20 protein-coding genes are annotated in these 25964 nt (G+C 68.6%); 11 read left to right on the forward strand and 9 right to left on the reverse strand.

The window, feature by feature from the left end:
* Positions 1-84 precede the first annotated feature (84 nt).
* Entirely contained in the window at positions 85-1077 is a 993-nt protein-coding gene (locus tag FL311_RS08110; protein WP_141324360.1) for an AraC family transcriptional regulator, read from the forward strand.
* Between the two features lie 4 nt (positions 1078-1081).
* Here FL311_RS08110 and FL311_RS08115 read toward each other — a convergent pair whose 3' ends face one another.
* Both FL311_RS08115 and FL311_RS08120 read right to left on the reverse strand, forming a co-directional pair.
* A complete protein-coding gene (locus FL311_RS08115) occupies positions 1082-1876 on the reverse strand; it encodes a LytTR family DNA-binding domain-containing protein (RefSeq protein WP_141324361.1) in 795 nt (264 codons plus the stop codon).
* Entirely contained in the window at positions 1869-2924 is a 1056-nt protein-coding gene (locus tag FL311_RS08120; protein ID WP_194869109.1) for a sensor histidine kinase, read from the reverse strand. Before FL311_RS08120 ends, FL311_RS08115 begins: the two co-directional genes overlap by 8 nt.
* Positions 2925-3142: 218 nt before the next feature.
* Between FL311_RS08120 and FL311_RS08125 the strand changes: the two genes are divergently transcribed.
* From FL311_RS08125 to FL311_RS08140, 4 genes are all read left to right on the forward strand, one after another.
* A complete protein-coding gene (locus tag FL311_RS08125) occupies positions 3143-4966 on the forward strand; it encodes an ATP-dependent endonuclease (RefSeq protein ID WP_194869110.1) in 1824 nt (607 codons plus the stop codon).
* Between the two features lie 105 nt (positions 4967-5071).
* Positions 5072-5575: a hypothetical protein gene (locus FL311_RS08130; RefSeq protein ID WP_141324364.1), complete on the forward strand. Its 504-nt coding sequence runs from the start codon at positions 5072-5074 to the stop codon at positions 5573-5575.
* A 317-nt stretch (positions 5576-5892) separates the two neighbouring features.
* Positions 5893-6339: a CsgG/HfaB family protein gene (locus FL311_RS08135; protein WP_141324365.1), complete on the forward strand. Its 447-nt coding sequence runs from the start codon at positions 5893-5895 to the stop codon at positions 6337-6339.
* On the forward strand, positions 6336-7778 hold the full coding sequence (locus FL311_RS08140; RefSeq protein ID WP_141324366.1) for a FlgO family outer membrane protein: 1443 nt from the start codon (positions 6336-6338) through the stop codon (positions 7776-7778). The genes FL311_RS08135 and FL311_RS08140 overlap by 4 nt, the downstream gene beginning before the upstream one ends.
* Before the next feature lie 3 nt (positions 7779-7781).
* Here FL311_RS08140 and FL311_RS08145 read toward each other — a convergent pair whose 3' ends face one another.
* Positions 7782-8144, reverse strand: a complete 363-nt coding sequence (locus tag FL311_RS08145; protein ID WP_141324367.1) for a hypothetical protein — start codon at positions 8142-8144, stop codon at positions 7782-7784.
* Between the two features lie 3 nt (positions 8145-8147).
* Positions 8148-9644, reverse strand: a complete 1497-nt coding sequence (locus tag FL311_RS08150) for an SBBP repeat-containing protein (RefSeq protein ID WP_141324368.1) — start codon at positions 9642-9644, stop codon at positions 8148-8150.
* Positions 9645-9899: 255 nt separating this feature from the next.
* On the opposite strand from FL311_RS08150, the gene FL311_RS08155 reads away from it, so the two are divergent.
* Positions 9900-11165, forward strand: coding sequence for an MFS transporter (locus FL311_RS08155; RefSeq protein WP_141324369.1), 1266 nt, complete (start codon positions 9900-9902; stop codon positions 11163-11165).
* 10 nt (positions 11166-11175) lie between these two features.
* On the opposite strand, the gene FL311_RS08160 is transcribed toward FL311_RS08155, so the two are convergent.
* Positions 11176-12534 (reverse strand): cytochrome P450, encoded by a 1359-nt coding sequence (locus FL311_RS08160; RefSeq protein WP_194869111.1) that lies wholly within the window; start codon positions 12532-12534, stop codon positions 11176-11178.
* Between the two features lie 132 nt (positions 12535-12666).
* On the opposite strand from FL311_RS08160, the gene FL311_RS08165 reads away from it, so the two are divergent.
* On the forward strand, positions 12667-16170 hold the full coding sequence (locus FL311_RS08165) for a pyruvate carboxylase (RefSeq protein WP_141324371.1): 3504 nt from the start codon (positions 12667-12669) through the stop codon (positions 16168-16170).
* Between the two features lie 65 nt (positions 16171-16235).
* On the forward strand, positions 16236-19037 hold the full coding sequence (locus FL311_RS08170; RefSeq protein WP_141324372.1) for a M20/M25/M40 family metallo-hydrolase: 2802 nt from the start codon (positions 16236-16238) through the stop codon (positions 19035-19037).
* A 188-nt stretch (positions 19038-19225) separates the two neighbouring features.
* Here the strand turns inward: FL311_RS08170 and FL311_RS08175 are convergent, their stop codons facing one another.
* Both FL311_RS08175 and FL311_RS08180 read right to left on the reverse strand, forming a co-directional pair.
* Entirely contained in the window at positions 19226-20254 is a 1029-nt protein-coding gene (locus tag FL311_RS08175) for a hypothetical protein (RefSeq protein WP_141324373.1), read from the reverse strand.
* A 101-nt stretch (positions 20255-20355) separates the two neighbouring features.
* Positions 20356-21198: a helix-turn-helix domain-containing protein gene (locus FL311_RS08180; RefSeq protein ID WP_141324374.1), complete on the reverse strand. Its 843-nt coding sequence runs from the start codon at positions 21196-21198 to the stop codon at positions 20356-20358.
* Positions 21199-21282: 84 nt separating this feature from the next.
* Here FL311_RS08180 and FL311_RS08185 point away from each other — a divergent pair, with 84 nt between their 5' ends.
* Positions 21283-22266, forward strand: coding sequence for a PD40 domain-containing protein (locus FL311_RS08185; RefSeq protein ID WP_141324375.1), 984 nt, complete (start codon positions 21283-21285; stop codon positions 22264-22266).
* Positions 22267-22268: 2 nt separating this feature from the next.
* Here the strand turns inward: FL311_RS08185 and FL311_RS08190 are convergent, their stop codons facing one another.
* The gene (locus FL311_RS08190; RefSeq protein ID WP_141324376.1) at positions 22269-23228 is read right to left on the reverse strand and encodes an AraC family transcriptional regulator; all 960 of its coding nucleotides are present in this window, start codon (positions 23226-23228) and stop codon (positions 22269-22271) included.
* A 157-nt stretch (positions 23229-23385) separates the two neighbouring features.
* Between FL311_RS08190 and FL311_RS08195 the strand changes: the two genes are divergently transcribed.
* Both FL311_RS08195 and FL311_RS08200 read left to right on the forward strand, forming a co-directional pair.
* On the forward strand, positions 23386-24255 hold the full coding sequence (locus tag FL311_RS08195; RefSeq protein WP_141324377.1) for an NAD(P)H-binding protein: 870 nt from the start codon (positions 23386-23388) through the stop codon (positions 24253-24255).
* A gap of 5 nt (positions 24256-24260) precedes the next feature.
* Positions 24261-24740, forward strand: a complete 480-nt coding sequence (locus tag FL311_RS08200) for a DUF1772 domain-containing protein (protein WP_141324378.1) — start codon at positions 24261-24263, stop codon at positions 24738-24740.
* A 4-nt stretch (positions 24741-24744) separates the two neighbouring features.
* Here the strand turns inward: FL311_RS08200 and FL311_RS08205 are convergent.
* A partial coding sequence (locus tag FL311_RS08205) for an N-acetylmuramoyl-L-alanine amidase (RefSeq protein WP_141324379.1) occupies positions 24745-25964 on the reverse strand: 1220 nt, incomplete at its 5' end.

The raw sequence follows: 25964 nt of genomic DNA on the forward strand, positions 1-25964 counted from the left end.
ATCGTGCCAACCCGGCCATGCTGCTCGTCGATGCCCCGACGCCTCCAGCGCTCCCCTGAACCCCTGCCGCGCGCGGAGACGCCCATGGCGTTCGTCCGCGCCATCGTGCTCGCGTACGAGAAGTACGGGGTGGACCCGCACGACGCACTGCGAAAGGCGGAGATCACCCGCGCGCAGCTCGGCCGGGTGTCCGCGCGCATCAACGCCGGGCAGTTCGAGACGCTGTCGGCCACGGCGATGCAGGAGCTGGATGACGAGGCCCTGGGGTGGTTCACCCGCCGGCTCCCCTGGGGGACGTACGGGATGCTCTGCCGGGCCTCGCTCAGCTCGCCGACGCTGGGCATCGCGCTGCAGCGCTGGTGTCGCCACCACCGGCTGCTGACCGAGGACGTCCTGCTCTCACTCGAGGTGGAGGGCACGACGGCGCGGCTCATCATCGAGGAGCGGCACGAGCTGGGCGCGATGCGCGAGTTCTGTCTGCTCAGCAGCCTGCGCTACGTGCACGGGTACGCCTGTTGGCTGGTCAACTCACAGCTGCCCCTGCGCGAGGTGACGTTCCCCTTCGCGACGCCGGCGCACCAGTCCGTGTACCCGCTCCTGTTCCCGGGGCCGGTGCGCTTTTCGGCCACCCGCGCCAGCATGAGCTTCGACGTGGGCTACCTGGAGCTGGCGGCCAAGCGTGACGAGCAGGCCCTGCGGGCGATGCTCAAGCGGGCGCTGCCGCTGACGGTGCGGCAGTACCGGAGGGACCGGCGGCTGGTCGAGCGGGTGCGCTCGCAGTTGAGCGACCCTCGTGCTTCGGGGACCACCGCGCAGCACGTGGCGTCCGCGCTGCACGTGTCGGTGCGCTCGCTGCATCGACAGCTGGCGCTCGACGGGACGTCGCTGCAGAACCTCAAGGACGACGTGCGGCGGCGCCACGCGCTGGAGCTGCTCGGGCGCTCCTCGGTGCCCATCAAACACGTGGCGCTGGACGTGGGGTACGCGGACGAGAAGATCTTCTCGCGGGCGTTCAAGCAGTGGACCGGAGAGTCGCCGAGCGAGTACCGCCAGCGGCTCCAGCGCGCGGGCGAGTGAGGTCTCAGAACGACTGGCGCAGCACGGCCTCCACCGCGGCCTTGCGTCCAGGGCTCAGGCGCAGCCGGGTGCCGTCGCGCAGGATGACGACCCAGCCCTTGTCCACGTCGGGCTCCAGCTCCTTGATGCGACTGACGTTCACCAACGTGGACCGGTGGACGCGCACGAAGCACTTCGGGTCCAGCCACTGCTCCACCCGGTTGAGCGTCTCGCGCAGCATGGGGCTCTTCGCGCCGGAGTGCAGCACGACGTAGTTGCCCTCCGCCTCGCACCAGTCCAGCTCGGCGACGGGCACGACGAGCACCTTGCCGTCTGTCTTCACCGCGATGCGCTCCAGGTACTGGCCGGTGTCCACGGGCGGCTCGTGGGCCGGTTTGTAGCCGGACAGCAATGACGACAGTCGCTCCAGGAGCGCCCGCTCCCGTCCCTGCTCACGCTGCTTGCGGGCGCGCGTGAGTGCCTCCTGGAAGCGGGCCGCGCTGAAGGGCTTGAGGAGGTAGTCGAGGGCATTCGCCTCGAAGGCGCGCACGGCGTGCTGGTCGAAGGCGGTGACAAAGATGACGGGCGGCATCAGCTCGGGCCCGACTTCGCGCAGGACGTCGAAGCCGTCGACCTCGGGCATCTGGACGTCGAGGAACACCAGGTCCGGCCTCTCTCGGAGGATGACGTCCACCGCGTCGCCGCCGCTCTCGCATTCCCAGAGCGCCGTGACGTCGGGGGCGCGGGACAAGAGGTGGCGCACGTTGTCGCGGGCCAGCGGCTCGTCGTCCACCACCAGCACCCGCCAGCCCTCACCCATGTGCTGCCCTCCCCTGTTGTGACGGCCCCGCCGTGGGCACCTGGAACGGAAGCTCCAGCCGGGCCAGTGCGCCACCGCCCGGTGCGTCCTCGAGGGTCACACCATAGCCTTCGCCATGGAGTTGCTGGATACGCTCACGTGTATTCGCCACGCCGATTCCCGTTCCGGAGGGGCTCCCCGTATCGAGCCCGGGACCATCGTCGCGGACCTCGAGCACCAGCCGTTCGCCCCGTCTCTGGCTGCGCACCCAGATGTTCCCTCGGGCCGCGCGGCGTGAGGTGCCGTGCTTGATGGCGTTCTCGACCAGGGGTTGAAGGACGAGCATGGGCACGCGTGCCCCCAGCGTCTCCGGCTCCGCTTCCAGGTGGAAGCGCAGGCGACTGCCGAAGCGGAGCTGCTCGATGCCGAGATAGCGGCGGACCAGCTCCAGCTCGTCGGACAGCGTGATGCCCTGCTCGTTGCGTCCGCCCAGGCTGGCTCGCAGCAGCGAGCCCAGCTCCACGAGCGCGTCCTCGGCCTCCGCGTTCCGCGTCTGTCGAACGAGAGAGACGACGGCGTTCAACGTGTTGAAGAGGAAGTGCGGGTCGAGCTGCGCCCGGAGCGCCTCCAGCCGCGCCTCCGCCAGACGTGCCGCGAGCCGCGACTCACCCAGCTCCCGCTCACCGGCCCGACGGTACGCGCCCAGCGTCGCCCAGGCCGCGAGGAACAGCAGGTACTCGAAGGACCCGAGCACGCCTCGCTCCAGCAGGAGTCTGCGGAACCCGTCGGTGAACGTGAGCCCGTGAGTCGACCACGACTCAAGCACCGAGAACGCCAGAGAGAGCAGCACCGAATGGGCCAGGACGAAGCCGCCACCCAGCGCGATGAGCCATCCCCCGGTCCGAGCTTCGAGCGGCGCCTCCCGCGACACCCGACGGAACGTCGCCAGCAGGAGTGGCGCGAGCAGGGCCCAGACACTGTAGGGAATCAGGGCCAGCACCAGCGCTGAGACGAAGCCTTGCTGGTCACGAACCTGAGCGGTCAGCGCTTGCGGCAGGGCAGCGCTCAATCCGCCCCCCACCCCCAAAAACCAGTAATGGTCAACACGACCAAGCCCCAGCTGCGTCAATCCAAAGCCGGAGTGCATTGATCTCTCCACGTCCTTCGCCTCCTAAAGACGCCCAGCGGGGATGCCGAGTAGGATGACATGATCGAAATCACGCCAGCACAGGAATGCGCCCTGCCCGGAGTCCTCCAACCACACCGCAACACGCCCAACGAAAAAAAATGCACATCAAGCAACTTACTATTCAGAACTACAAGAGCTTTATGCAGGCAAGCATCACGTTCAAGCCAGGGGTAAATATTATCACAGGTCGAAACAACTCTGGGAAAACAGCCCTTCTCGAAGCGGCAAGCCTTGTTCCTAGGAACAAGCCGCATCGTAGCATTCGCACGGGCACTGCTCGGCCCAATTCGGCCTTTCTCGCAACAATTGCCCTCAGCATTGGCGACATTGAAAGAGTCATCAAGGCATCTCGCACGGGCGAGCAATTTCAGCTCCCCATTCTACAACAGGCTGACGGAATCGCGCTCAATCCTGCTACTCTATGGCACACCGCACTAGAACGAGGTTACTGGGAAATCCAGGCCGAATTTAAACACAGAAAAACCTCAGAAACGTCAGGACAGAACATTCAGAGACCAATGGCCACCAGTCAGGGCTATATCACACTGCACTGCGACAAGACTACGGGGGAGGTGGCGCTATTAGGATCGACGGCGACGCCCGTCAACAATCTGGGGGCAACGCTGATTCAAGAATTTACGAGGAGCACATATGCGTTCAAGGCAGAGCGCCTAAATATCGGATGTTACGGTTTTGGAACCAGTATCGATCTCAGTCCCGACGCAAGTAATCTCCCTGAAGTTCTCCATGTTCTCCAGAGTGAGAATCCGTCGCGATTCGAGCGCTACAATAAGCTCATTCAACGAATCTTCCCCCAAGTCAGGGCCGTCAGGTCTCGACCAGTCGCGAACAACCAACTTGAGATTGTTATTTGGCCGATTGATCCTGCCACCGAACGCTCGGACCTCGCGATTCCGCTGACGGAGAGTGGCACCGGAATCGGCCAGGCACTAGCCATTCTCTATGTGATTATTTCGTCCCAAAGCCCAAGAACAATAATCATTGACGAGCCAAACAGCTTCCTTCATCCAGGTGCCTCTCGGACACTCTTGGAAATACTTCGCGAACACCCACAGCATCAATACATAATCTCAACCCACTCCCCTGAAACGATATCCGCCAGCGAGCCGACAACCATCCATATTATTAAGAATACCGATGGCATCTCAGATGTGGTTGCCATCGACCCCGCGAAAGTCGGAGACCTTCAGTCCTTGCTTCTGGAGACTGGGAGTAGGCTGTCTGACATCTTTGGCGCAGACAACGTCCTTTGGGTTGAAGGCCCCACGGAACAAGCGTGCTTTCCAAAAATCATCAGAGGAATATTGCGTCGCCCCATCTCAGGAGTCAGCGTTCTTGGCGTCCTGCAAACAGGTGACTTTGAGAGCAAGACAAATGCCTCCAATGCCTTTAGGATCTACAGCAGATTGACCGGTCAAGGAAATGCACTACTTCCACCCGCCATCGCCTTTGTTTTTGACAGAGAGCTTCGCTCTGAGCAAGATAGAGCAGGACTCATGAAGCTCGGCAAGGATCGAATTTTCTTCCTGTCGCGACGAACCTACGAGAACTACCTGCTTCACGCTGGGGCCATAGCAGCCATTCTGACCTCTGAAGCCTCGCTTGAAATTAGTCAACTGGAGCCAGGGAAGATACAGGAGTTTCTTGACGCCCACATCGCCGACAAAAAATACTACCAGCACTCTGCCAACAAAGACCCTGTTGCCGACGTGGACGCTCCGCTATTGCTTCAAGATTTATTTTATGCCTTCTCCGAAGACAAGCTGCGCTACAACAAGATTCAGCATTCCATTGCACTGACGGACTGGCTTATTGAAAACCATCCCGAACAGCTCCGAGAAATCTCTGACTTGATTGGAAAAATCTTGGATACACACCCTTCGAGCAAGGCTTCCTCCTAGCGCCCTGAGTGCGATAAGCAGGCCTAAACTCTGAAACCCACTGACTAAATTTGGGCTACGCTGGGAGAGACCAGTTCTCGTCGCGGCACAGTCCAAGGAGAACGCATGCATCGCAGCCTGTCGCTCACCTGTATGGCGCTGTTCCTGATGGTGTCCCCGCTCGCCGCGCATGCCCAGACGGCGCCCCCGGGCTACGCGCTGGAGCTGGACGAGCAGTTCACGCCTGGGGACATCCAGGACCTGGAGATGCAGGGCTACAGCCGCTGTCTCGGCCAGTGCCAGGGATGGACGCGAGTCTTCACCTTCGGCTGGGAGTTCGAGGACGCGCCCACGGTGGAGATGGCCGCGCGCGCCATCCAGGCGATGCCGGGCTTCAATCCCAACCTCGTCAGCGCCGGCACGATCACGTACGAGCAGTTCGCGACCCGGCTCTACTACCCCTTCCAGCCGCTGGCGGACGCCTACCTGAACAACTGGTGGGACGGTGAGGAGGCGGTCTTCGTCGCCGCCTACCAGCACTATCGTCTCCCCCGGTACTACCAGGCCTACGTCATCCTCTTCGCCCATTCGGGGACGGTGCTGGTCTACGAGCAGGCCGACTTCGAGTAGCCGCTGAACACGCGAGGCCTGTCATGACCCGCGTGCGGGCCTCGCGTGGATGACGGAGCGTTCGGCTATGCTCCTCCGACTCCGTGAACACGACGCCCCCGGGCTCCGCGCCCGATGACTCCCGCTCCCACGTTCCTGGAACCCCTCCTGGACGGGCTCGCACGCTGCATGTGACGAAGGCACCCGCGCCCCGCGGTGGGTTCGCGCGGAACACGGGAACCGCCCTGCTCATCGCCGTGGGACTCGCCCTCCCGGGAGTCACGGCCTTCCTGCTCCGCCCGCGGCCCCCGACTACCCCGAGCGAACCATCGCCCTCCGTGGCGAGCCCCGTCGCACGCACGGGCCCGGTGAGCATCTGCGTCCTGAAGTTCCGTGACGTCAACGAGGACACGTCACTCGAGCTCGCCCTCGCCGAGTCCGTCATCACCGACATCGGCGCCCATCCCGGACTTCGCCTCGTCGAGCGCGAGCAGCTCGACCTCCCGATGAAGGAACAGGACTTCCACCAGTCGGACCGCGTGGACCCGGAGACACGCGCGCAGCTGGGCCGCCTCATCGGCGCCGAGGTCGTCGTGCTCGGCAGCATCCAGCGCTCCGGTCCCCTGCTCCGCGTCGCCGCCCGGTTCGTCCACGTGGAGACCGGGGAGGTGCTCGACACCGCGCGCGTCGAAGGCCCCGCACAGCAACCCTTCGAGGTTCAGGACGCCCTCACCGCGAGAGTGCGCGCGCTGCTTCCGACGCTGGGCGCGAGGCTTCGCCCATGAGCCCGGCTCGCGCGCTCCTGCTCTTCCTCCTCTGCGCCCAGACCGCACTCGCGGCCACCCCACCCAAGGCTCCACCCGGTCCCGCCGCGGTGATGCCGTTCCGCAACCTCAACGGCGACACGGCCATGGACTGGCTCGCGCGCGGCATGACGGAGACGTTGATCTCCGACCTGCGCGCCAGCGGACGCGTCCAGGTCGTCGAGCGCGAGCAGCTCGAGGCGGCGCTCGCCGAGCTGAACGCCCAGGAGCGACAACAGCTCACCGAATCCTCGGCGGTCCGCGTGGGCCGGCTCGTCGGCGCCCGGACCCTGGTGCTCGGCAGCATCCAACGCGCGGAGAATCAGGTCCGCATCAACGCGCGCTTCATCGACGTGGAGACGGGCGTCGTCCTCGACACCGCCAAGGTCACCGGTCCCCTGGAGCGCATCTTCGCCCTCCAGGACGAGGTCTGTGGCCGGCTGCTCCGTGAGCCCGTGAAGCCACGCGCGGGACGCCCTTCGGGCAAGGCCGCCGTGCTCGCGCTCGAGACCTACGGGCGCGCCTTGGCCACCACCTCGCCCGATGAGCGCGCCTGGCTGCTGCGAGCCACGCTGGCCGGCTCGCCTGACTTCGCCTACGCCCAGGAGGAGCTGTCCCGGATGGACCAGCGCCTGGCCGAGCTCGCGCGCAAGGCCGCGCCCGAGGTGAAGGACGAAGAGGCTCGCTTGCGTGGCGTCATGGAGGACCCGAAGCTCCCCGCTGACGAGCGCTCGGCCGCGGCGCTCCAGCTCCTCAACCTGACCCGCGCGCGAGGACGCTGGCGCACGATGATCCGTGACGCGGAGCGCATCCTCGCGCTCGACCTGCCCGCGCAACTCGGTCGCCGTCCGTCCGAGGAGGCCTCGCTCTACCGCTTCCAGGCCTTCGGATACCTCGACGACTGGGCGGCCCAACGTGTCGCGGGCGAGGACTTCCTGCGCCGCTGGCCACTCAGCCCCCTGGCGGCCTATGTGGACCTGATGCTGCGCACCACCGCGAGCAACGTGGCGGACGGCCAGCGAGCCTTCGAGAAGATGCGCGCCGACCTCGCCACGGAGGAACAGGCCGTGGCCCTGCGCATCACGGCGCTCGAGAAGAAAGGCCAGCCCACGCAGGAGGAGCACCGCAAGCTCGCGCTCCGCCGGTGCCTGGAGCACAACAACCACCCGCGCTTCCGCGTCCAGGCCCTGGCTCCGTGCCGCACGTACTACGAGACCTGGAGCGCCAGCGCGACGACCCCCGCGCAGAAGAACGACCTGCGCTACGCGAGGGAGGCGGAGCTGACCTCCCTCGTCGGCCTGCGCCGTTACGCCGAGGCCCGTGAGCGCCTCGCCGCCTTCCGCCAGGAGGACCCCGACGGCGAGCGCATCAGCCGCGCCCGCGCCGTGGTGCTCAACATCGGCGCCCACGAAGAGGAGTGAGCCTCAAGGCACGACCGCGGGCAGCTTCGTCACGAACCCGTCCGGATTGCCCAGGAGCGTGTTGCCCTCGTAGTTCCCCTCCAGGTAGCCGCCCAGGTACAGGTTGTCGTCCTCATCCAGGACGACGCCCATCGGGTACACGGGCTTCTCCACGCCGCCGAGCACCGCCGGCGCCGTCTGGCGGATCCACTGGATGGCGCCCGCCGTGTCCATCTTGAAGACGAACGGATGTCCCGCGCCTCCCGCCGTGTCCGTGGGCGAGCTGACGTCCCCGTGGCCCGTCCCCGCCACATAGAGGGAGTTGTCGAACGGGTTGCTGAAGAGGCTCCAGGCGAAGTTGCCCGCGCCGGAGTCCAGCTCCTTCACCCATTACCGCGTGCCAGCCGGGCTGTAGCGCGCGACGAAGGTCGACACCTGGGGCGTGCCCACCGGCAGCCCATCCATGCCGCCACCGCTGTACCCCGTCACGTAGAGCTGGCCGTTCACATCCACGGCCGCGTCCCGGAGGATCGCGTTCGTGGCCGGCGCCCCCAACAGCCGCGTCCACTGCTTCACGCCATCCGCGTCGTACTTGACGATGAACGTGTCCTCCGGACCGGTGCGCACCTGTCCATCCAGGTTGCCCGTGGTGATGCCCGCGACGTAGACGTTGCCCGAGTCATCCGCGGCGGCCCGACTGGCGCGCGTGCGCTGCCCCGCGACGCCGAACTGCCGCGTCCACAGCAGGGTGCCCGCCGCGTTGAACTTGCTGACGAACCCATCCGCGATGCCCGTCTTCGTGTTTCCCGGCAGCGCTCCGTCCGTCTGCCCCACCAGGAACGCGTTGTCGACGTGGTCGAGGGACACGCCTAGCCCCTCCGTCCCAGCCCCGGGGGCGCCCACCTGCCGCGTCCAGCCGTGCACCCCCGTGTAGCGGTAGCGCAGCAGGAACGCGTCCTTGGTCCCCAGCAGCGGCGCCCCCTGCAGCGAGCCGCTCGTGTACCCGGCGACGTAGATCTCCTCGAACTGCCGGTTGCGCGCCACGCTCTCGCCCACGACGATGCCGTTCGGCACGCCCAGCTGCCTGTGGAAGCTGACGTTCCCATTCCAGTCCCTCGCGGTGAGGAACGCGTCCATGCCACCCACCAGCGGCGAGCCATGCAGCCCCACGTTGGTCATGCCCGTGACGTAGGTCCGCGCCGCCGGGTCGCCCGCCAGGTCGTGGATGCGGGTGAAGCCGCCCGTGGCACCGGAGGTGTTCGTCCACAGGTCATCCACCGACGGGAAGGCCCGGCACTCGTACATCTCCATCAGGTTGAGCGAGATGGTCTCGATGCCCGCGCGGGCGTCGTTGTCGTCCGTCACGTTCAGCCGGTACTTCTTGTACGCACCCGGGGAGGCCACGTCGAACTGACGCCGCTCGACGCCCGCCCAGCCCGTCTGCGCCGAGCGCGTATCCAGCACCACCCACGCGCTGCCGTTCCAACCCTCGAACGTCCAGTCACGCGGCGCCCGCGAGGTGATGCCGCCGTTGTTGTAGCTGAGCGCGTAGCGCCGCACGATGCGCGGCAGCCCCGGGAACTCGTAGGCCAACCACGCGGGCGCGACGTTCTTCGTGGACAGCCAGAAGGCGCTCGTGTTGTCGAACGCCTTCCACGCCTCGTAGATCGTGGGGTTCGACGTCCATCCCCCGGAGCTGGTGACGATGCCCGAGGGGCTGGTCGCGCTCGTCATCACCGGCAGGATGTTGACGCAGTTGTCGAGGGCCTGCGCCACGCTCGTCAGCTCCTCCTGGGGCCCGTCGGCAGGTGGCTCCCCACCCTGGCAGCCCCCCAGCGCCAGCGCGCCGAACAACGCCCACCCCGCTACCGCGTTCACGCCTCTCATGGTGTCTCTCCTTCGACCCGCCACGGGCCCCGTCGATGGGGCTCCGGTGGTCCACGGAGATACCGGCCCCCCGGGAAACGGCCGGGAGGAGAGTGACGAAACCGCCCCCAGGCGGGACGAAACCGCCCCCGCCGGGGATGAGACCTGAATCAAAGTTCATATTTTCCAGCCCCTTGCAAGCGGGCCGCTTTTGCACGCGCTGCGTCGAAAGAATCGGCCTTGCCGCAGGGCGACCCAACCCATTGAATGGTGCTCATGAAATTCCTGCGTGAGCTGCGCTCGGTCCTGAACCTGACGGTGCTGGTGGCGGGGCTCGGCTACTTCGTCGACCTCTTCGACATCACGTTGTTCGGCGTGGTGCGCGCCGCCTCGCTCCGCGACATCGGCATCACCAGCCCGGAGGAGGTGCTGTCGAAGGGCATCCTCATCTACAACTGCCAGATGGTGGGGATGATGGTGGGCGGCCTGCTGTGGGGCGTGCTCGCCGACAAGCGCGGACGGCTCTCCGTCATGTTCGGCTCCATCCTGCTGTACTCGTTCGCCAACCTGGCCAACGCCTTCGCCTGGGACGTGACGAGCTACGCGGTGTTCCGCTTCCTGGGCGGCGTGGGGCTCGCGGGCGAGCTGGGCGCGGCCATCACCCTGGTCGCCGAGTCGCTCCCCAAGGAGAAGCGTGGCCTGGGCACCACCATCGTCGCGACGCTCGGCATGCTCGGCATCGTCGCCGCGGCCTTCGTGGGGCAGCACCTCAACTGGAAGGTGGCCTACTTCACCGGCGGCATCATGGGCATCGCGCTGCTGTTCGCCCGCTTCAAGGTCTCCGAGTCGGAGCTGTTCACCAAGAAGACGGACCCGTCGCGCGCCAACCCGCTGCTCTTGCTGCAGGGCAACCGCTTCCTCAAGTACATCTGCTGCATCCTCATCGGCGTGCCCATCTACTTCACCACGGGCATCCTCTTCACCTTCGCGCCGGAGCTCACCGCGGGCCTCAACGTCCAGGGCACCGTGACGGCCGGCAACGCCATCCTCTACGGCTCCATCGGTCTGACGATTGGCGACCTGCTCGCGGGCCTCTTCAGCCAGTGGCTCAAGAGCCGCAAGCGCGCCGTGGCGCTCAACCTGGTCGGCGGCTTCCTGCTGATGCTCGTCTACGGGCTGGTGCCCGGGCTCACCAGCACCCTGGTCTACATCTTGAGCTTCCTCATCGGCATCATGGTGGGCTACTGGGCGGTGCTGGTGACCATGGCCGCCGAGCAGTTCGGCACCAACATCCGCGGCACGGTGGCCACGACGGTGCCCAACTTCGTCCGCGGCTCCGCCGCCATCGCCGCCAGTGGCTTCGCCGTCCTGAAGGGCCACATCAGCGTGCCCGCCGCCGCCCTCACCGTGGGCAGCATCTGCTTCGGCCTGGCCCTGCTGGCCCTCACCCGCATCGAGGAGACCTTCCACCGCGACCTCGACTACGAGGAGGCCGGCCCCGACGCGGCCACCGCGCCGAGCGCCGGCCCCCAGGCCTCCTGAAGAGGCCGCTTCAGCCCTGGCGCGCGCGCACCCGCACGGGCATGCCGCGCTTGGGGACGAAGGTCAGCCGCGTCTGCCACTCCACCGGCGTGCGGCCCAGGTACTCCACGTCGCAGCGCTGCAGCAGCAAGGCCAGCGTCTGCACCGTGTCCACCTGGGACATGTGCTGGCCCACGCAGATGCGCTGCCCCGCTCCGAAGGGCACGTAGGCGCACTTGTGCTGCCCCACCTGCCGCTCCGGCAGGAAGCGGTCCGGGTCGAACGTCTCCGCGTCCTTCCAGTGGTCCGGGTGCCGGTGGATGGCGTACGGGCACATGAGCAGCTGCGTCCCCTTCGGGAGCATCACGCCGCCGACCTCCACGTCCTCCGCCGTCTCGCGCAGGATGGTCCACGCCGGGGGGCTCAGCCGGTTGATCTCCTGCACCACCCGCGTGGTGTACGGGAGCTTCGCCACGTCTTCGTATTTCGGCGCCTCGTCGCCGCACACCTCCCGCACCTCCTCGCGGATGCGGCGCACCACGTCCGGGTACTGGGTGCACGCGTGCACCGCCCAGGTGAGCGACGTGGCAATCATCTCGAAGCTCGCGCCGAAGAGGTTCACGATCTCGTCGCGCACCTCCTTGTCGTTCATCGACTCGCCGGTCTCCCGCGCGCGCGACTCCACCAGCATGGACAGCAGCGTGATGTCGCCGTCGCGGGTGCCGCGCTCCCGGCGCTTGCTCAGCCGGCCGTAGATCCACCCGTTGATGAGCCACAGCGCCATGCCCATGCGCGGGGCCTTCGGGTCGAAGCGGGGCAGGAGCTTGTAGAACAGCACGCCCCACGGCGTGTGGCGCCGGCCGAACACGTCGATGGCGTCCATGATGCGCGCGAAGTGCTCCTCGCGGGGGTTCTCGTCGAAGCACGTGCGCCACATCACCCCGAACATCAGGCGCGCGGCCTCCGTGTACATGTCGAAGGACTCCCCCTTCGCGCCCAGCGCCATCCACCGCTCCACCCCCTTGTGCAGCTCGTCCGAGAACAGCCCGGACCACAGGCGCACCTTCTCCTTGCTGAACAGCGGCTGGACCATGTGCCGCTGGCGCTTCCAGTGGTCCCCCCGGCTCACCGTCAACCCATTGCCGTTGAAGGGGTTCTCGATGCGCGGCTTGGGGAACAGCTGCGGCTCGTCGATGAGCACCCGCTTGACGTCCACGGGGTTTCGCAGGAACGCGATGGGGGTGCCGTAGACCCGGACGAGGGACACGTCGCCGTACTCGGCATGGAGCTTGTTCGCGAGCGCCAGGGGCTCGTTCAGCATGGGGAAGAAGCTCCCCAGGACGGGCAGTCCCCGGGGGCCCGCCACGCGGCGCCCGGAGGATGAGTTCACGGAGGTGTCCATGGCCCGATTTGCGCCGGTCACCTCCGGGCCGTCAAGGTGGCCCCACTGACTTGAACCCGACGTCCGCCCTCGGACCGGTTGCACCGGGCCCCCAGCCGCCCTATCCCCTGGACCCAAGCCATGGCTCCCTCTTCCATCCGACCCATCCAGAAAGTGCTGTGCGCCAACCGCGGCGAGATCGCCATCCGCGTGTTCCGGGCCTGCAACGAGCTCGGCATCCGCACCGTCGCCATCTACAGCGACGAGGACCGGACCCACGAGCACCGCCACAAGGCGGACGAGGCCTACCTGGTGGGCCGAGGCAAGCGCCCCGTGGAGGCCTACCTGGGCATCGATGAAATCCTCGACGTGGCCGAGCGCGCCGGCGTGGACGCCATCCACCCCGGCTACGGCTTCCTGTCGGAGAACGCTGGGTTCGCCGAGGCCTGCGAGCGCCGGGGCATCCGCTTCATCGGCCCCACCTCCGCCGTCGTGCGGACCATGGGCGACAAGGTCGCCGCCAAGCAGCTGGCGAAGCAGGTCGGCGTGCCCACCGTGCCGGGCACCACGCTGGAGGGCGACGACGCGAGTGTGCTCGCCCAGGCGCGCCGGTTCTTCCAGGAGCACGGCGGCCCGGTGCTGGTGAAGGCCGCCCACGGCGGCGGCGGGCGCGGCATGCGCGTGGTGCGCGAGGAGAAGGAGCTGGAGGCGGCGCTCACGTCCGCGCGCTCCGAGGCCCAGAGCGCCTTCGGCTCCTCGGCGGTGTTCCTGGAGAAGTTCCTGGAGCGCGTGCGCCACATCGAGGTGCAACTGCTCGGGGACCTCCATGGCGGCCTGGTCCACCTGCACGAGCGCGACTGCTCGGTGCAGCGCCGGCACCAGAAGGTCATCGAGATCGCCCCCGCGCCCAACCTGGCCCCCGCCCTGCGAAGCGCCATCTGCGACGCGGCGGTGCGGCTGGCGCGCGAGGCGGGCTACAGCAGCGCGGGCACCGCGGAGTTCCTCGTCTCCGACAGCCACTTCTACTTCATCGAGTGCAACGCGCGGCTCCAGGTGGAGCACACCGTCACCGAGCAGGTGACGGGCGTGGACCTGGTGCAGAGCCAGATCCGCATCGCGGAGGGCTACGCGCTCGGCTCACCCGAGGTGGGCATCACCTCGCAGGCGTCGCTCCAGCCGCGCGGCTACGCGGTGCAGCTGCGCGTCACCACGGAGGACCCGTCCAACAACTTCATGCCGGACGCGGGCATCATCACCGCGTGGCGCGCGGCCACCGGCTTCGGCATCCGCCTGGACGGCTCCAACGGCTACACCAACGCGCACATCTCGCCGTTCTACGACTCCATGCTGGTCAAGGTCATCGCCTACGCGCCCACGTTCGAGGGCGCGGTGATGAAGGGCCAGCGCGCGCTGCGCGAGTTCCGCATCCGCGGCGTGAAGACCAACCTGCCCTTCCTGGAGAACGTGCTGCGCCACCCCGCCTTCCAGGCCGGTGAGACGTACACGCGCTTCATCGACGAGACGCCGGAGCTGTTCCAGCTCACGCCCCGGAGGGATCGCGCCAGCAAGCTGCTCACGTACCTGGCCGAGGTCATCGTCAACGGCCACCCCACCATCAAGAAGCACCAGCGGCTCAAGCCCACCCAGTTCATGGAGCCCCGCGTGCCGGTGGCGCCGCCCGGCCCCGTGCCGAAGGGCACCGCGCAGATCCTCGCGGAGAAGGGCCCCCGGGGGCTGGCCGAGTGGGTGCTCGCGCAGAAGCGCGTGCTCCTGACGGACACCACCATGCGGGACGCGCACCAGTCGCTGCTGGCCACGCGCATGCGCACGCGCGACATCCTGCGCGTGGCGCCGGCCACCGCGCACCTGGCCTCGGAGCTGTTCAGCCTGGAGAGCTGGGGCGGCGCCACGTTCGACACGTCGTACCGCTTCCTCAACGAGGACCCGTGGGCGCGGCTGCGCTCGCTCAAGGCCGCCGCGCCCAACCTGCTCCTCCAGATGCTGCTGCGCGGCGCCAACGCCGTGGGCTACACCAGCTATCCGAACAACGTGGTGGAGGCCTTCATCGACGAGGCGGCCGAGGCGGGCGTGGACGTCTTCCGCATCTTCGACAGCCTCAATGATCTGGGCAGCATGGAGGTGTCCATCCAGCGCGTGCTCAAGACGGGCAAGGTGGCGGAGGTGGCCATCTGCTACACGGGCGACGTCGCCAACCCCAAGCGCAAGAAGTACACGCTGGACTACTACGCGGACCTGGCCAGGCGCATCGAGGACTCGGGCGCCCACTTCCTGTGCATCAAGGACATGGCGGGCCTCTTGCGCCCCCGCGCCGCGGCCATGCTGATGGACCGCCTGCGCGAGGTGACGAAGCTGCCCATCCACCTGCACATGCACGACACCGCGGGCAACGGCGTCGCCAGCTACCTGGAGGCGATTGAACACGGCGTGCACATCGTCGACGTGGCGCTGGGCAGCATGGCGGGCCTCACCAGCCAGCCCAGCCTCAACGCGCTGGTCAGCGCCCTGCGCGGCCACCCGCGCGAGACGGGCCTTGCCAACGCGCGGCTGCAGCCGCTCGCCAACTACTGGGAGGACGTGCGCGAGTACTACGCCCCCTTCGAGAGCGGCCTCAAGAGCACGACGAGCGAGGTCTACTACCACGAGATTCCGGGCGGTCAGTACTCCAACCTCCGACCGCAGGTGGCGGAGATGGGGCTCTTGAGCCGGTGGAACGACGTGAAGGACGCGTTCGCGCTGGTCAACGTGCTGGTGGGCGACATCCCCAAGGTGACGCCGTCGTCGAAGATGGTGGGCGACTTCGCCATCTTCCTCCTGAAGAACGACCTGATGGTGCGCGCGGCCACGCTCGCGGAGGTCGCCACGCTCACCCACCAGAAGCTCATCGCCGAGGCGCCCCGGCTCGACTTCCCCTCCAGCGTCGTGGGCTACTTCCGCGGCGAATTGGGCCAGCCGCCCAACGGCTTCCCCGAGGACCTGCGCGCCGCGGTGCTCAAGGGCCTGCCGCGCGTGGAGGGCCGCCCGTCGGCGAGCATGCCCGCGCTGGACCTGGAGGCGCTGCGCGCGGAGCTGGCGAAGAAGACGGGCCAGCCCATCTCCCACGCGGACGCCATCTCCAGCGCGCTCTATCCGCGCGTGATGGCCGGCTACCTGGACGACGCGGGCCGGTTCGAGGACGTGTCCATCCTCGACACGCCGAACTACTTCTACGGCATGGAGGTCGGTCAGGAGATCTGGGTGGACCTGGAGCCGGGCAAGACGCTGGTCATCAGCCTGTCCGCGGTGGGCGAACCGGACGAGGACGGCCTGCGCACCGTCTACTTCGCGCTCAACGGCCACAACCGCACGGTGCAGGTGCGCGACCGGAGCCGCGCCGCGCGCGTGGAGGCGCGTCGGCAGGCGGACCGCGCCAACCCCAACCACGTCGCCGCGAGCATGCCGGGCACCGTCATCGCGGTGCACGTGAAGGCCGGGGCCAGCGTGGAGTCCGGCGCGCCGCTCGTCACGCTGGAGGCGATGAAGATGGAGACGGTGGTGCGCGCGCCTCGCGCGGGCACCATCGCGGAGGTGGCCACCACGCTGAAGGCCGCGGTCCAGGGCGGTGACCTGCTCGCGGTGCTCCAGTAGGGACGCTTCACGAAACCGGGGCGGGACGTTGAGTGTGGGCGCGGCCTTTGACATGGTCGCGCCCCATGAAGCGTTCACTCCTGTCCTTATTGGCACTGACGTCGTGCGCCACCTCCTCGAGCACCACGGCACCGGGCTCGGACTCCACCGCGTCGCAGGTTCCCGCGTTGCCGGAAGAGGTCCGGCTGGCGGACCTGCGGCAGATGACGTTCGGCGGCGAGAACGCGGAGGCGTACTGGTCCTTCGACGGCAAGCAGCTCTCGCTCCAGGCCCGTCACGAGGGCATGGGGTGCGACCGCATCTACCGCATGGAGGTGGACCCGGCGAGCGGCGCGGCCGCCAAGGTGTCCCCCGTCTCCAGCGGCGAGGGCGCCACCACGTGCGCGCACTTCCTGCCCGGGGACCAGGAGGTCATCTACGCGTCCACGCACCTGGGCGGCGCCGCGTGCCCTCCCAAGCCGGACCACTCGATGGGCTACGTCTGGGCCCTCTACGACTCGTACGACGTCTTCAAGTCGAACGCGGATGGCTCGGGCCTGACGCGGTTGACCCAGACGCCGGGCTACGACGCCGAGGGCACCGTCTGCGCGAAGGACGGCTCCATCCTCTTCACCTCCGTGCGGGATGGAGACCTGGAGCTGTACCGGATGGACCGCGACGGGAAGAACGTGAAGCGGCTGACGCACACGCCCGGCTACGACGGGGGCGCGTTCTTCAACGCGGACTGCTCCAAGATCGTCTGGCGCGCGTCGCGGCCGGCGCCGGGCAAGGCGCTCGACGACTACAAGTCCCTGCTTGAGAACGGGCTGGTGCGGCCGACGAAGCTGGAGCTGTACGTGGCCAACGCGGACGGCTCCGAGGCCAGGCAGATCACCTGGCTGAACGGCGCCGCCTTCGCGCCCTTCTTCCACCCCAACGGCCGGCGCATCCTGTTTTCGTCCAACCACGGCGACCCGAAGGGCCGTGAGTTCGACATCTGGGCGGTGGACATCGATGGCTCGAACCTGGAGCGCATCACCCACGCGCCGGGCTTCGATGGCTTCCCGATGTTCTCGCCGGACGGCAAGTGGCTGGCATTCTCCAGCAACCGCGCCACCGCGCCGGGCAAGAGCGACACCAACCTGTTCATCGCCCGGTGGGTGGAGGACGCGAAGCCCGTGTCCACCACCGCGTCCGCCGCGGACCGCGTCCATCAGGACGTCACCTGGCTGGCCGCGTCCGAGCGCGAGGGCCGTGGCATCGGCACGGATGGCATCGAGGCCGCCGGCGGCTACATCGAGAAGCGCTTCCAGGAGCTGGGCCTGAAGCCCGCGGGGGACTCGGACTCCTTCCGTCAGGCGTTCCCCGTCGTCACCGCGGTGAAGCCCGTCGTCGGCACCGAGGTGCGCATCGGCAAGACGGCGCTCACGGGCGATGCGTTCAGCGTGCTCGGCTTCTCCGCGCAGCAGCAGGCGCGGGGCGCGCTGGTGTTCGCCAACTACGGCATCGTGGAGCCGTCGCTCTCCGTGGACGACTACGCGAAGCTGTCGGTGAAGGGGAAGCTCGTCGTGGTGCGGCGCTTCGTCCCGGACACGGCGGCGTTCGCCGACACGGACAAGCAGCGGCGCTTCGGCGACCTCCGCTACAAGGCGTGGCAGGCGGCGCAGCGGGGCGCGAAGGCGCTCATCGTGGTGGACTGGCCGCAGGCTCCGACGCCCACGCCCAAGGAGTGGCAGATGCCGCCCGAGGCGACCCTGCCCGCGCTGCACCCCGAGGGTCCTGGCGACGCGGGGCTGCCGGTCGTCGTGGTGAAGCGCGCGGCGCTGGAGCCGGTGTGGGCCTCGCTCACCAAGGGCCAGCGCGTGGACGCGGCGGTCGGCGTGAAGCTGGAGGTCGAGCAGCGCTCGGCGTTCAACGTCGCGGGACTGCTGGAGGCTGGCGAGGGCAAGGTGCCCGGCGTCATCGTGGTGGGCGCGCACTATGACCACCTGGGCTTCGGGGGCCGTGGCTCGCTGACGCCGGACCGGCACGAGCCGCACGTCGGCGCGGACGACAACGCCTCGGGCGTCGCGGGCCTGCTGGAGATCGCCCGCACGCTGAAGGAGCGCCGCGCCGAGCTGAAGCGCGACGTGCTGTTCCTGGCCTTCTCGGGTGAGGAGTCGGGCCTGCTGGGCTCCACGCACTTCACCCGCCAGCTGGGCGACGCGGGCATGAAGCAGGTGGCCGCGATGCTGAACCTGGACATGGTGGGCCGGCTGCGCTCGGGCGGGCTCTCCGTGCTGGGCGCCGAGTCCGCGAGCGAGTGGGCCCCGCTGCTCACCCGCGCGTGCGCCGAGGCGCGCGTGACGTGCAACCCGAGCGGTGATGGCTACGGCCCCAGCGACCACTCGCCCTTCTACGCGTCGGGCGTCCCGGTGCTGCACTTCTTCACCGGGACGCACACGGACTACCACAAGCCCTCCGACACGGTGGAGGGGCTCAACGCCGTGGGCACCGCGCAGGTGGCGCAGGTCGCCTCCAGGGTCGCGCTGGGCCTGGATGGCGCCACCACGCTGACGTACCGCAAGGTCCCCTCCCCCACGCCGCGCGGAGACCTGCGCAGCTTCAACGCGTCGCTCGGCACGGTGCCGGACTACGCGGGCCCGCCGAACGGGCTGAAGGGCATGTTGCTGGCGGGCGTGCGCGCGGGGGGCGCGGCGGACCAGGCCGGCATGCTGCGCGGCGACGTCCTGGTGAAGCTGGGCAAGCACGTCATCGGCGGCGTGGAGGACCTGATGTTCGTCCTCAACGCCTCCAAGCCCGGAGAGACGGTGGAGGCCCGCGTGATTCGCGACGGCAAGGAGCTGCCGCTCGAGGTCACGTTCCAGGAGAGCAAGCGCCCTCGCTGAGTCCTCGCGTCACGCGTCGATGAAGGGCCCACGGGCCCGGGCCACGTCCGTGAAAGGACGTCCCGGGCCCCTGTCGTTCCGGGGGCTCAGCAGCCCACGTTGCCCCAGCAGTACGGGACGATGCCCAGCTCGAACTCCACGCCGCCCAGGGGCGCGAAGGCGAAGTTCCAGGGGTTTCCTGAAATATCTCAGGCCAGCAGGAGCTCGCGGATGGCCTCGGCGACCAGCCCCTTCGCCTTGTTCGCGGCCTGCTCCAGCGAGTCCCGGATGCGGCCGAGCGTGGCGGACTCCACGCCCTCCAGCGCGGTGAGCGCCGCCGTGTCCTTCTCCGAGGCCTCCGAGGTGAGCAGCGTCGACAGCAGCGTGGCGGCCTCCAGCGGAGGCGCGCCGACCCGCAGCAGCGCCACCGCGGCGCTGGCGGCCACACGAGGGCTCTCGTCCAGCAGATGCCTGCGCAGCATGGCCACCGTCGCGAGCGAGGACAGTCGCCCCAGTCCGAGCAACGACACGGACTCCAACCGGATGGGCGCCTGCGGGTCCTCGGCCGACTTCAGCAGCACGGGCTCCAGCGCGGCCAGCTCGGGCGCGGCCTGGCCCTCGCGGCGGTCGTCCTCCAGCAGGCTGCGCAGGGACATCAGCGCCAGGTACTGACGCGTGCCCTCGGCGCGCCCCACCTGGTCCACGAGCGCGGGCACGGCCAGCCGCGGCGCCGCGGGTGCGAGCGAACCGAGCGACTCGAGCGCGGCCCCGGCCACCGGCTCCACATCCTCCAACGCGGTCAGCAGGCGCGGCAGCAGCGACACGGCGGACTCGCCCACGCGGCCCACGACGCCAGCGGCCACGCGTCGGACGGAGGGCTGCTCGTGCCCCAGCGCCTGCTCCAGCGCACTCAATGGCAGGGGTGCCATGCGGTACAGGTTCGCCACGAGCAGCGCGGCGTCGTCCAGCGCGGGCGCCTCGGCATCCATGCGGGACACCGCGGACAGCACCGCCTCCATCGCGGGCTGCGTCAGGGACACGGGCGGTGGCCACCAGGTCGTCTGGAGCAGGTGGAGGATGGGGGCGTGGGCCTTCGTCGCCTCCGGACGCTCCAGCTCCTTCAGGAGCAGCCGCGCGACCCGCTCACGGACCTGATGATCCTCCGCGCAGAGCGCGTCGCCCAGCGTCTCCAGAGCCTCCGACACGCCTCGCGGGTCCGAGGAGGAAAGGCGGGACACGGACTCATCCAACGACGGGGCACGGTTCGCCACGGGTCCTCACATCTCGAAGGGTGCCCGGGAATCATCCCGCCGGTGCCGATGGATTCCAAGGCGGGGATTCACCCGCGTTCAAGTGCACGCACCCGGTAGGCCCGAGGTGAAATACCGAACGCTCGCGTGAAGCTCATCGTGAAATGGGACAGGTCACCGAAGCCGGATTCCAGTGCGATGTCCGTGACCCGGGTCCGACTTGCCCTGAGTAGATTCGCCGCCAGGCGCAACCGCATGGCGATGACCCACTGCCGGGGCGTCTGTCCCGTCACCGCTCGGAACACGCGCAGGAAGTGGAAGCGCGTCAGCCCCGCGATGCTCGCCAGTGTCTCCAGCGAGCAGTCGTCCGAGACATGGTCCTCGAGGTAGCGCAGCACACGCGCCACGCTCCGGGCCTGTCGCTCGGAGAGCTCCACCCGTGTCGCGGTGGGCGCACCGCCCAGGCGCAGCGCGACGTCCAGCACGGACAGCACCACCTCGCGCAGCTCCTCCGCGTCGCCCGGAGCCAGGGCCTGCCGCGCCAGGAGGACCGCCTCCAGCGACCCGAGCGAACCAGGGACGCTCGTCCGCTCGAAGGGGCGCGTGTCCTCCGCCCGGGACCCCAGGAGGGCCTCGTCCAGCATCGCGTCCGAGTACTCGATGACGAGCGAGCGATCTCCGCCGTCAACGACGTGGCGGAACTCATACGGCGCCGCGCGATTTCCGAGCAGCAGAGAGCCCGGTCCCACCACCGCGTCCCCTTCGGGGCCTCGCGCGTGGAAGGCTCCGGACAGCACGACGCTGACGCAGACCCGCGCGTGCGCGCCTTCGACGACGGGACTGTGGCAGCCCGCGCGACAGACGCAGTCGCTGACGTCGAACGCCTCGCCCTCCCCCAGCACGTGGTAGCCGGGGGCGCGCTCGGGGAGCACGGCAACATTCCCAAAGTTTCGCGTCATGGGCCGATGCTACTCCGACCTCCGAGGGACGGAATCGTCGTTCAGGAGGAGTGGCACATGGTGGGGTCGATGCGCGGCGTGCTGGTGACGTTGGGATTGCTGGGCCTGGGGTGCGGCGCGCACCCAGGCGGTGCGCGGGTGACAGGCGCGAAGCGCGCGGACACCTGCACGCCGGAGCTCTACGGCGCGGGCCTCTTCACCACCGGCGCCTGGGACTTCTTCATGGCCTTCTCGCCGGACCAACGGCGCGTGCTCTTCGGCCGCGCGGATGATGCCTTCGAGCGCTTCACGATGTACGAGACGCGGCTCGACGCCAAGGGACGCTGGTCGCGGCCGGAGCTCCCGCGCTTCGCCAGGGAATGGAGCAACGCGGACCCGCATCTGTCGCCGGACGGGCGCACGGTGTTCTTCATCTCGGACCGCCCCGAGCCGGGCGAGCCCGGGCCTCGTGCCAGCTACGACATCTGGTCCGCGTCCCTGGGCGCCGATGGTGAGTGGGAGGACGCACGCCGGCTGCCCGCGCCCGTCAACGACAAGAGCCGTGACGAGTGGTCTCCGGCGGTCGCCGCGAACGGCAACCTCTACTTCGGCGGAGACCTCCAGGGTACGCACGGAGGCAGCGACCTGTGGGTCTCCCGCCAGGTCGACGGGGCCTACCAGCCGCCGGAGAACCTGGGGGCCGCCATCAACTCCTCGATGCACGAGCTGGAGCCGTGGATCGCCCCCGACGAGAGCTACCTCATCTTCAGCGCCCTGCGACGACCCGATGGCCTGGGCCGATATGACCTGTTCCTAAGCCGCAAGGTCGACGGCAAGTGGGAGCCCGCGCGGCGGCTGTGCGCGGGCATCAACACGCGCGACAGCGAGTACAACCACAGCGTGTCGCCGGACGGGAAGTGGCTCTACTTCAGCAGCACGCGGCCGTTCTCCGGAGACGTGGGCGAGCGCTTCGACACGCCCAGGGATGACGCCAGCCTCCAGGGCATCGGCAATGGCACCGGGGACATGTACCGAATCCCGATGAGCGCCATCGGCCTCTGACGTCAGGCCCGGAGCGTGGGCGAGCCCGTCCTCCGGACCGCGCCGGGAGACACGCCCATGAAGCGCTTGAAGGCGCGACTGAACGCGGCCTCGGACTGATAGCCCATGCGCGTGGCGAGCTCGCCCAGTCCGGGGCGCTCGTCCTTGAGCGCCGAGTGCGCGACGTACATCCGCCACCGCGCAAGGTAGTGCATGGGCGGCTCGCCGACCCGCTGGGTGAAGCGCGCGGAGAACGCGGAGCGGGACATCGCCACGCTCGACGCCAGCGAGGCCACCGTCCACGGACGCGAGGGCTCGCGGTGGATGAGCGCGAGCGCGCGGCCCACATCCGGGTCCTGAAGCGCGCCCAACCACCCTGACTTCGCCTGGGAGTCCTGCGCCATCCACTCGCGCAGGGCCTGCACCACGAGCACGTCCGCGAGCCGCGTGATGACCGTCTCACCACCGGGCCGAAGTTCCTGGGCCTCCGCGGCCATGAAGCGCAGCGTGCTCTGGAGCCAGTCCATGCGCGGTGAGTTGGACGGCTCCACCAGGATGATGCCCGGCAACAGGGACATGAGGTGTCGCGCGGCGGGATGGTCGAGCCGGACGGCGCCGCAGATGAGCGTCGTGGGAGCGCCACCACCGCCGTGCCGGAGAATGGAGTAGCGCTCGCTCACCAGCTCCTCGGAGAGCTCCTCGAGCCTGCGCGCGGGGCCGCCGCGCTCGTGCACCAATCGATGTCCCGCGCCATGCGGCACGAGCGCGAACGTGCCCGGCTGGAGCAGCCGCGCCTCCACGCCTTCGACCTCGAGCCAGCACTGTCCCGTGGTGACGACGTGGAACATGAGGCTCCCCTCCGTCGCGGGAAGGTCGAGCCCCCACGGTGCCGTCAGCTCCGAGCGGCAATAGAACGTGCCGCTCATCCGCAGGAAGTGCAACGCCTCGCCCAGCGCGTCGACCGGGGGTCTGAGTTCCGCCATGCCCTGACGATGCGCCCTGCCCTCCTCCAAGTCCAGTCTGTCCTGGACGGATGAGCATGAACCAGCGACTTGGCGTCATTGAGAGTCCTGCCTCCAGACCCGATATTGGACTCCAGGCAAGCCAATGCCGTGGGGGCCTCGGGCCTCGGGAGAACACATGCTGACCGTGATGGGAGCGACCGGGAACACCGGCAAGAAGGTGGTGGAGCTGTTGCTGGAGGCGGGCCAGGACGTGCTGGCCCTGGGACGCTCGGAGGAGCGCCTGGGCGAGCTGGCGGCGAAAGGCGCCCAGGTGCTCGCGGGGGATTCGGAGGACGCGGCGTACCTGACGCGAGCCTTCCGTGGCGCCCAGGCCGTCTACACGCTGCTCCCGACGGACCGCGAGTCCGCGAGCTACCACGAAGCCCAGCGCCGCAAGGGCGAGGCCATCGTCCAGGCGCTGCGTGACAGCGGCGTGCGGCACGTCGTCGCGCTGAGCAGCCTGGGCGCGGACCTGGCCGCGGGCACGGGCCTGCTCGCCACGCTGCATGCGCAGGAGCAGCGGCTCCGGACGCTGAAGGACGCGCACGTGCTGCTGCTGCGTCCGGTGTCCTTCTTCGAGAACCTCCTCGACGCGCTGCCCGTCATCGAGCACGAGGGCGTCAACGCGGACTCCGTCACGCCGGACCTCGCTCTCCCGATGATTGCGTCACGCGACATCGCGGAGGTCGCTGCCCGAGCGCTCGTTCGACGCGACTGGACGGGCGTCGTCATCCGCGAGCTGCTCGGTCCAAAGGACATGAGCTACCGCGAGGCCACCCGCATCCTCGGAGACCGACTGGGTCGCCCCGGCCTCGACTACGTGCAGCTCCCGCCCGAGGGAATGCGCCAGGCGCTCATGCAGGCCGGAATCTCCGAGACGTTCGCCGGGCTCTATGTCGAGATGACGCGCGCCTTCAACGAGGGGCGCATCCAGCCTCGCGCGGGCAGGACTCCCGACAACACGACCCCGACGCGGTTCGAGGACTTCGTCGCCACGCTCCGGTGAACGCCATGCTCGAAACCCTGCTGCCCCTCCTGACGTGGGCGTCCCTGCTCGGCTGCGGCCTGATGGCGGGCGTGTTCTTCGCCTTCTCCACCTTCGTGATGAAGGGCCTGGCGCGAGTGCCTCCGGCGACGGGCATCGCCGCCATGCAAGGCATCAACACCGCCGTGATGCCGAGCGTGTTCCTGGGGGTGTTCATGGCCACGGCCCTCGTCTGCGCGGGGCTGGTGGTGTCCTCGGTGTTCACCTGGGCCCAGCCGGCCGCGCGCCTGCGACTGCTGGGCGGCCTGCTCTACCTGGTGGGCTGCTTCGGGGTGACGGCCGGGTTCAACGTCCCGCGCAACGACGCGCTGGCGAGGCTCTCCGCGGACAGCGCGGAGGCTCCGGCGTACTGGGCGCGCTACCAGTCGGAGTGGACGGCCTGGAATCACGTGCGGACCCTGGCGTGCCTGGGTGCGCTGGTGAGCCTGGTGCTGTCGCGGGACTGAGGCGTCAGTCCACCTTCGCCACGCGGTTGCGGTCGCCGAGGAACTCCTCCACGCCGTGGGCAATCGCCTTGGCGACGTCCGTCTGGTACGCGCCGGAGGCCAGCCGCTTCTCCTCGTCCGGGTTGGACAGGAACGCGGTCTCCACGAGGATGGCCGGCATCTTCACGCCGAGCAGCACGTAGAACAGCGCCTCCTTGTGGCCCAGGCCCTTGATGCCCGAGTACTTCCCGGACAGCTCCGTCACCAGGCTGCGCTGCACCTGGTTCGCCAGCCGCGAGGACTCCTCGGTGTTCGCCTTGGTCGCCAGGTCCGCGAGGATGAACTGCAAATCACTGATGCCCTTCTCGGACGACGCATTCTCCCGCGCGGCCAGGCGGATGGAGTAGCGGTCCGCGGACGTGTTCAGCGTGTACGTCTCGATGCCGCGCAGCTTCCGGCTGACCGCCGCGTTGCAGTGGACGGAGATGAACAAATCACCGCGCTCGGTGTTGGCGAACTTCGCGCGGTCCTCCAGGCGGATGAAGCGATCATCCTCACGCGTCAGCACCACCTCCAGGCCCTTCTCGCGGAGGTGGTCCGCCAGCTTGAGGGAGATGGACAGGGCCACGTCCTTCTCTCGCGTCCCCTCCTTGCCGATGGCGCCCGTGTCGTGTCCGCCGTGGCCGGGGTCGATGATGACGCGTCGGACCTTCAGCCCGAGCTGCTCCGCCAGCGTCAGCTCCGCGCGGCGCGACTGCTTCGCCACGGCCTTGAGACGGGCCTGCGCGACCTCGTCGTCGACGGGACGGGTGATGGGCCTGGGAGGCTCGACGGGACTCTTCTGCTCGGCCTTCGGGGCCTCGGCGACCTTGACGGGCTCGGGCTCCGGGCGGCGCTCCTGCGCGCGAGGCGTCTCCGACTTCGCCGAGGCGACCTCCACCTGCGCGGACTGCGATGCCGGCTCGGCCGGCTTCGTCACCGCGGCGGCCTTCGTCGTCTCCACCGGCTTCTGGGTCTCCTTGGAGGCCAGCGCCGAGGCGACGGCGGCGTCGAGGCCGCCCTTGCTCTCACCGGACGGCTCACCGCCCACGGGGGTGGTGGGGTCCAGGCGCGGGATGATTGGAGACGGCTCGCGGGCGAGCTTCTCGATGGCGCCGATGAGCGCGGACGAGGGCTTCTCCGCCGACGTCTCGACGTGGGCCACGGCGGTGCCCTTGTCCTCCTTCACGGGGACGGGCGTGGGGG

The organism is Myxococcus sp. AB025B (assembly GCF_006518215.1).
Classification (GTDB): domain Bacteria; phylum Myxococcota; class Myxococcia; order Myxococcales; family Myxococcaceae; genus Myxococcus; species Myxococcus fulvus.

Coding starts and splice junctions, on each gene's coding strand:
- FL311_RS08110 (WP_141324360.1), top strand. CDS start 85: ATGGCGTTCGTCCGCGCCATCGTGCTCGCGTACGAGAAGTACGGGGTG.
- FL311_RS08115 (WP_141324361.1), bottom strand. CDS start 1,876: ATGGGTGAGGGCTGGCGGGTGCTGGTGGTGGACGACGAGCCGCTGGCC.
- FL311_RS08125 (WP_194869110.1), top strand. CDS start 3,143: ATGCACATCAAGCAACTTACTATTCAGAACTACAAGAGCTTTATGCAG.
- FL311_RS08130 (WP_141324364.1), top strand. CDS start 5,072: ATGCATCGCAGCCTGTCGCTCACCTGTATGGCGCTGTTCCTGATGGTG.
- FL311_RS08140 (WP_141324366.1), top strand. CDS start 6,336: ATGAGCCCGGCTCGCGCGCTCCTGCTCTTCCTCCTCTGCGCCCAGACC.
- FL311_RS08150 (WP_141324368.1), bottom strand. CDS start 9,644: ATGAGAGGCGTGAACGCGGTAGCGGGGTGGGCGTTGTTCGGCGCGCTG.
- FL311_RS08155 (WP_141324369.1), top strand. CDS start 9,900: ATGAAATTCCTGCGTGAGCTGCGCTCGGTCCTGAACCTGACGGTGCTG.
- FL311_RS08165 (WP_141324371.1), top strand. CDS start 12,667: ATGGCTCCCTCTTCCATCCGACCCATCCAGAAAGTGCTGTGCGCCAAC.
- FL311_RS08170 (WP_141324372.1), top strand. CDS start 16,236: ATGAAGCGTTCACTCCTGTCCTTATTGGCACTGACGTCGTGCGCCACC.
- FL311_RS08185 (WP_141324375.1), top strand. CDS start 21,283: ATGGTGGGGTCGATGCGCGGCGTGCTGGTGACGTTGGGATTGCTGGGC.
- FL311_RS08190 (WP_141324376.1), bottom strand. CDS start 23,228: ATGGCGGAACTCAGACCCCCGGTCGACGCGCTGGGCGAGGCGTTGCAC.
- FL311_RS08195 (WP_141324377.1), top strand. CDS start 23,386: ATGCTGACCGTGATGGGAGCGACCGGGAACACCGGCAAGAAGGTGGTG.
- FL311_RS08200 (WP_141324378.1), top strand. CDS start 24,261: ATGCTCGAAACCCTGCTGCCCCTCCTGACGTGGGCGTCCCTGCTCGGC.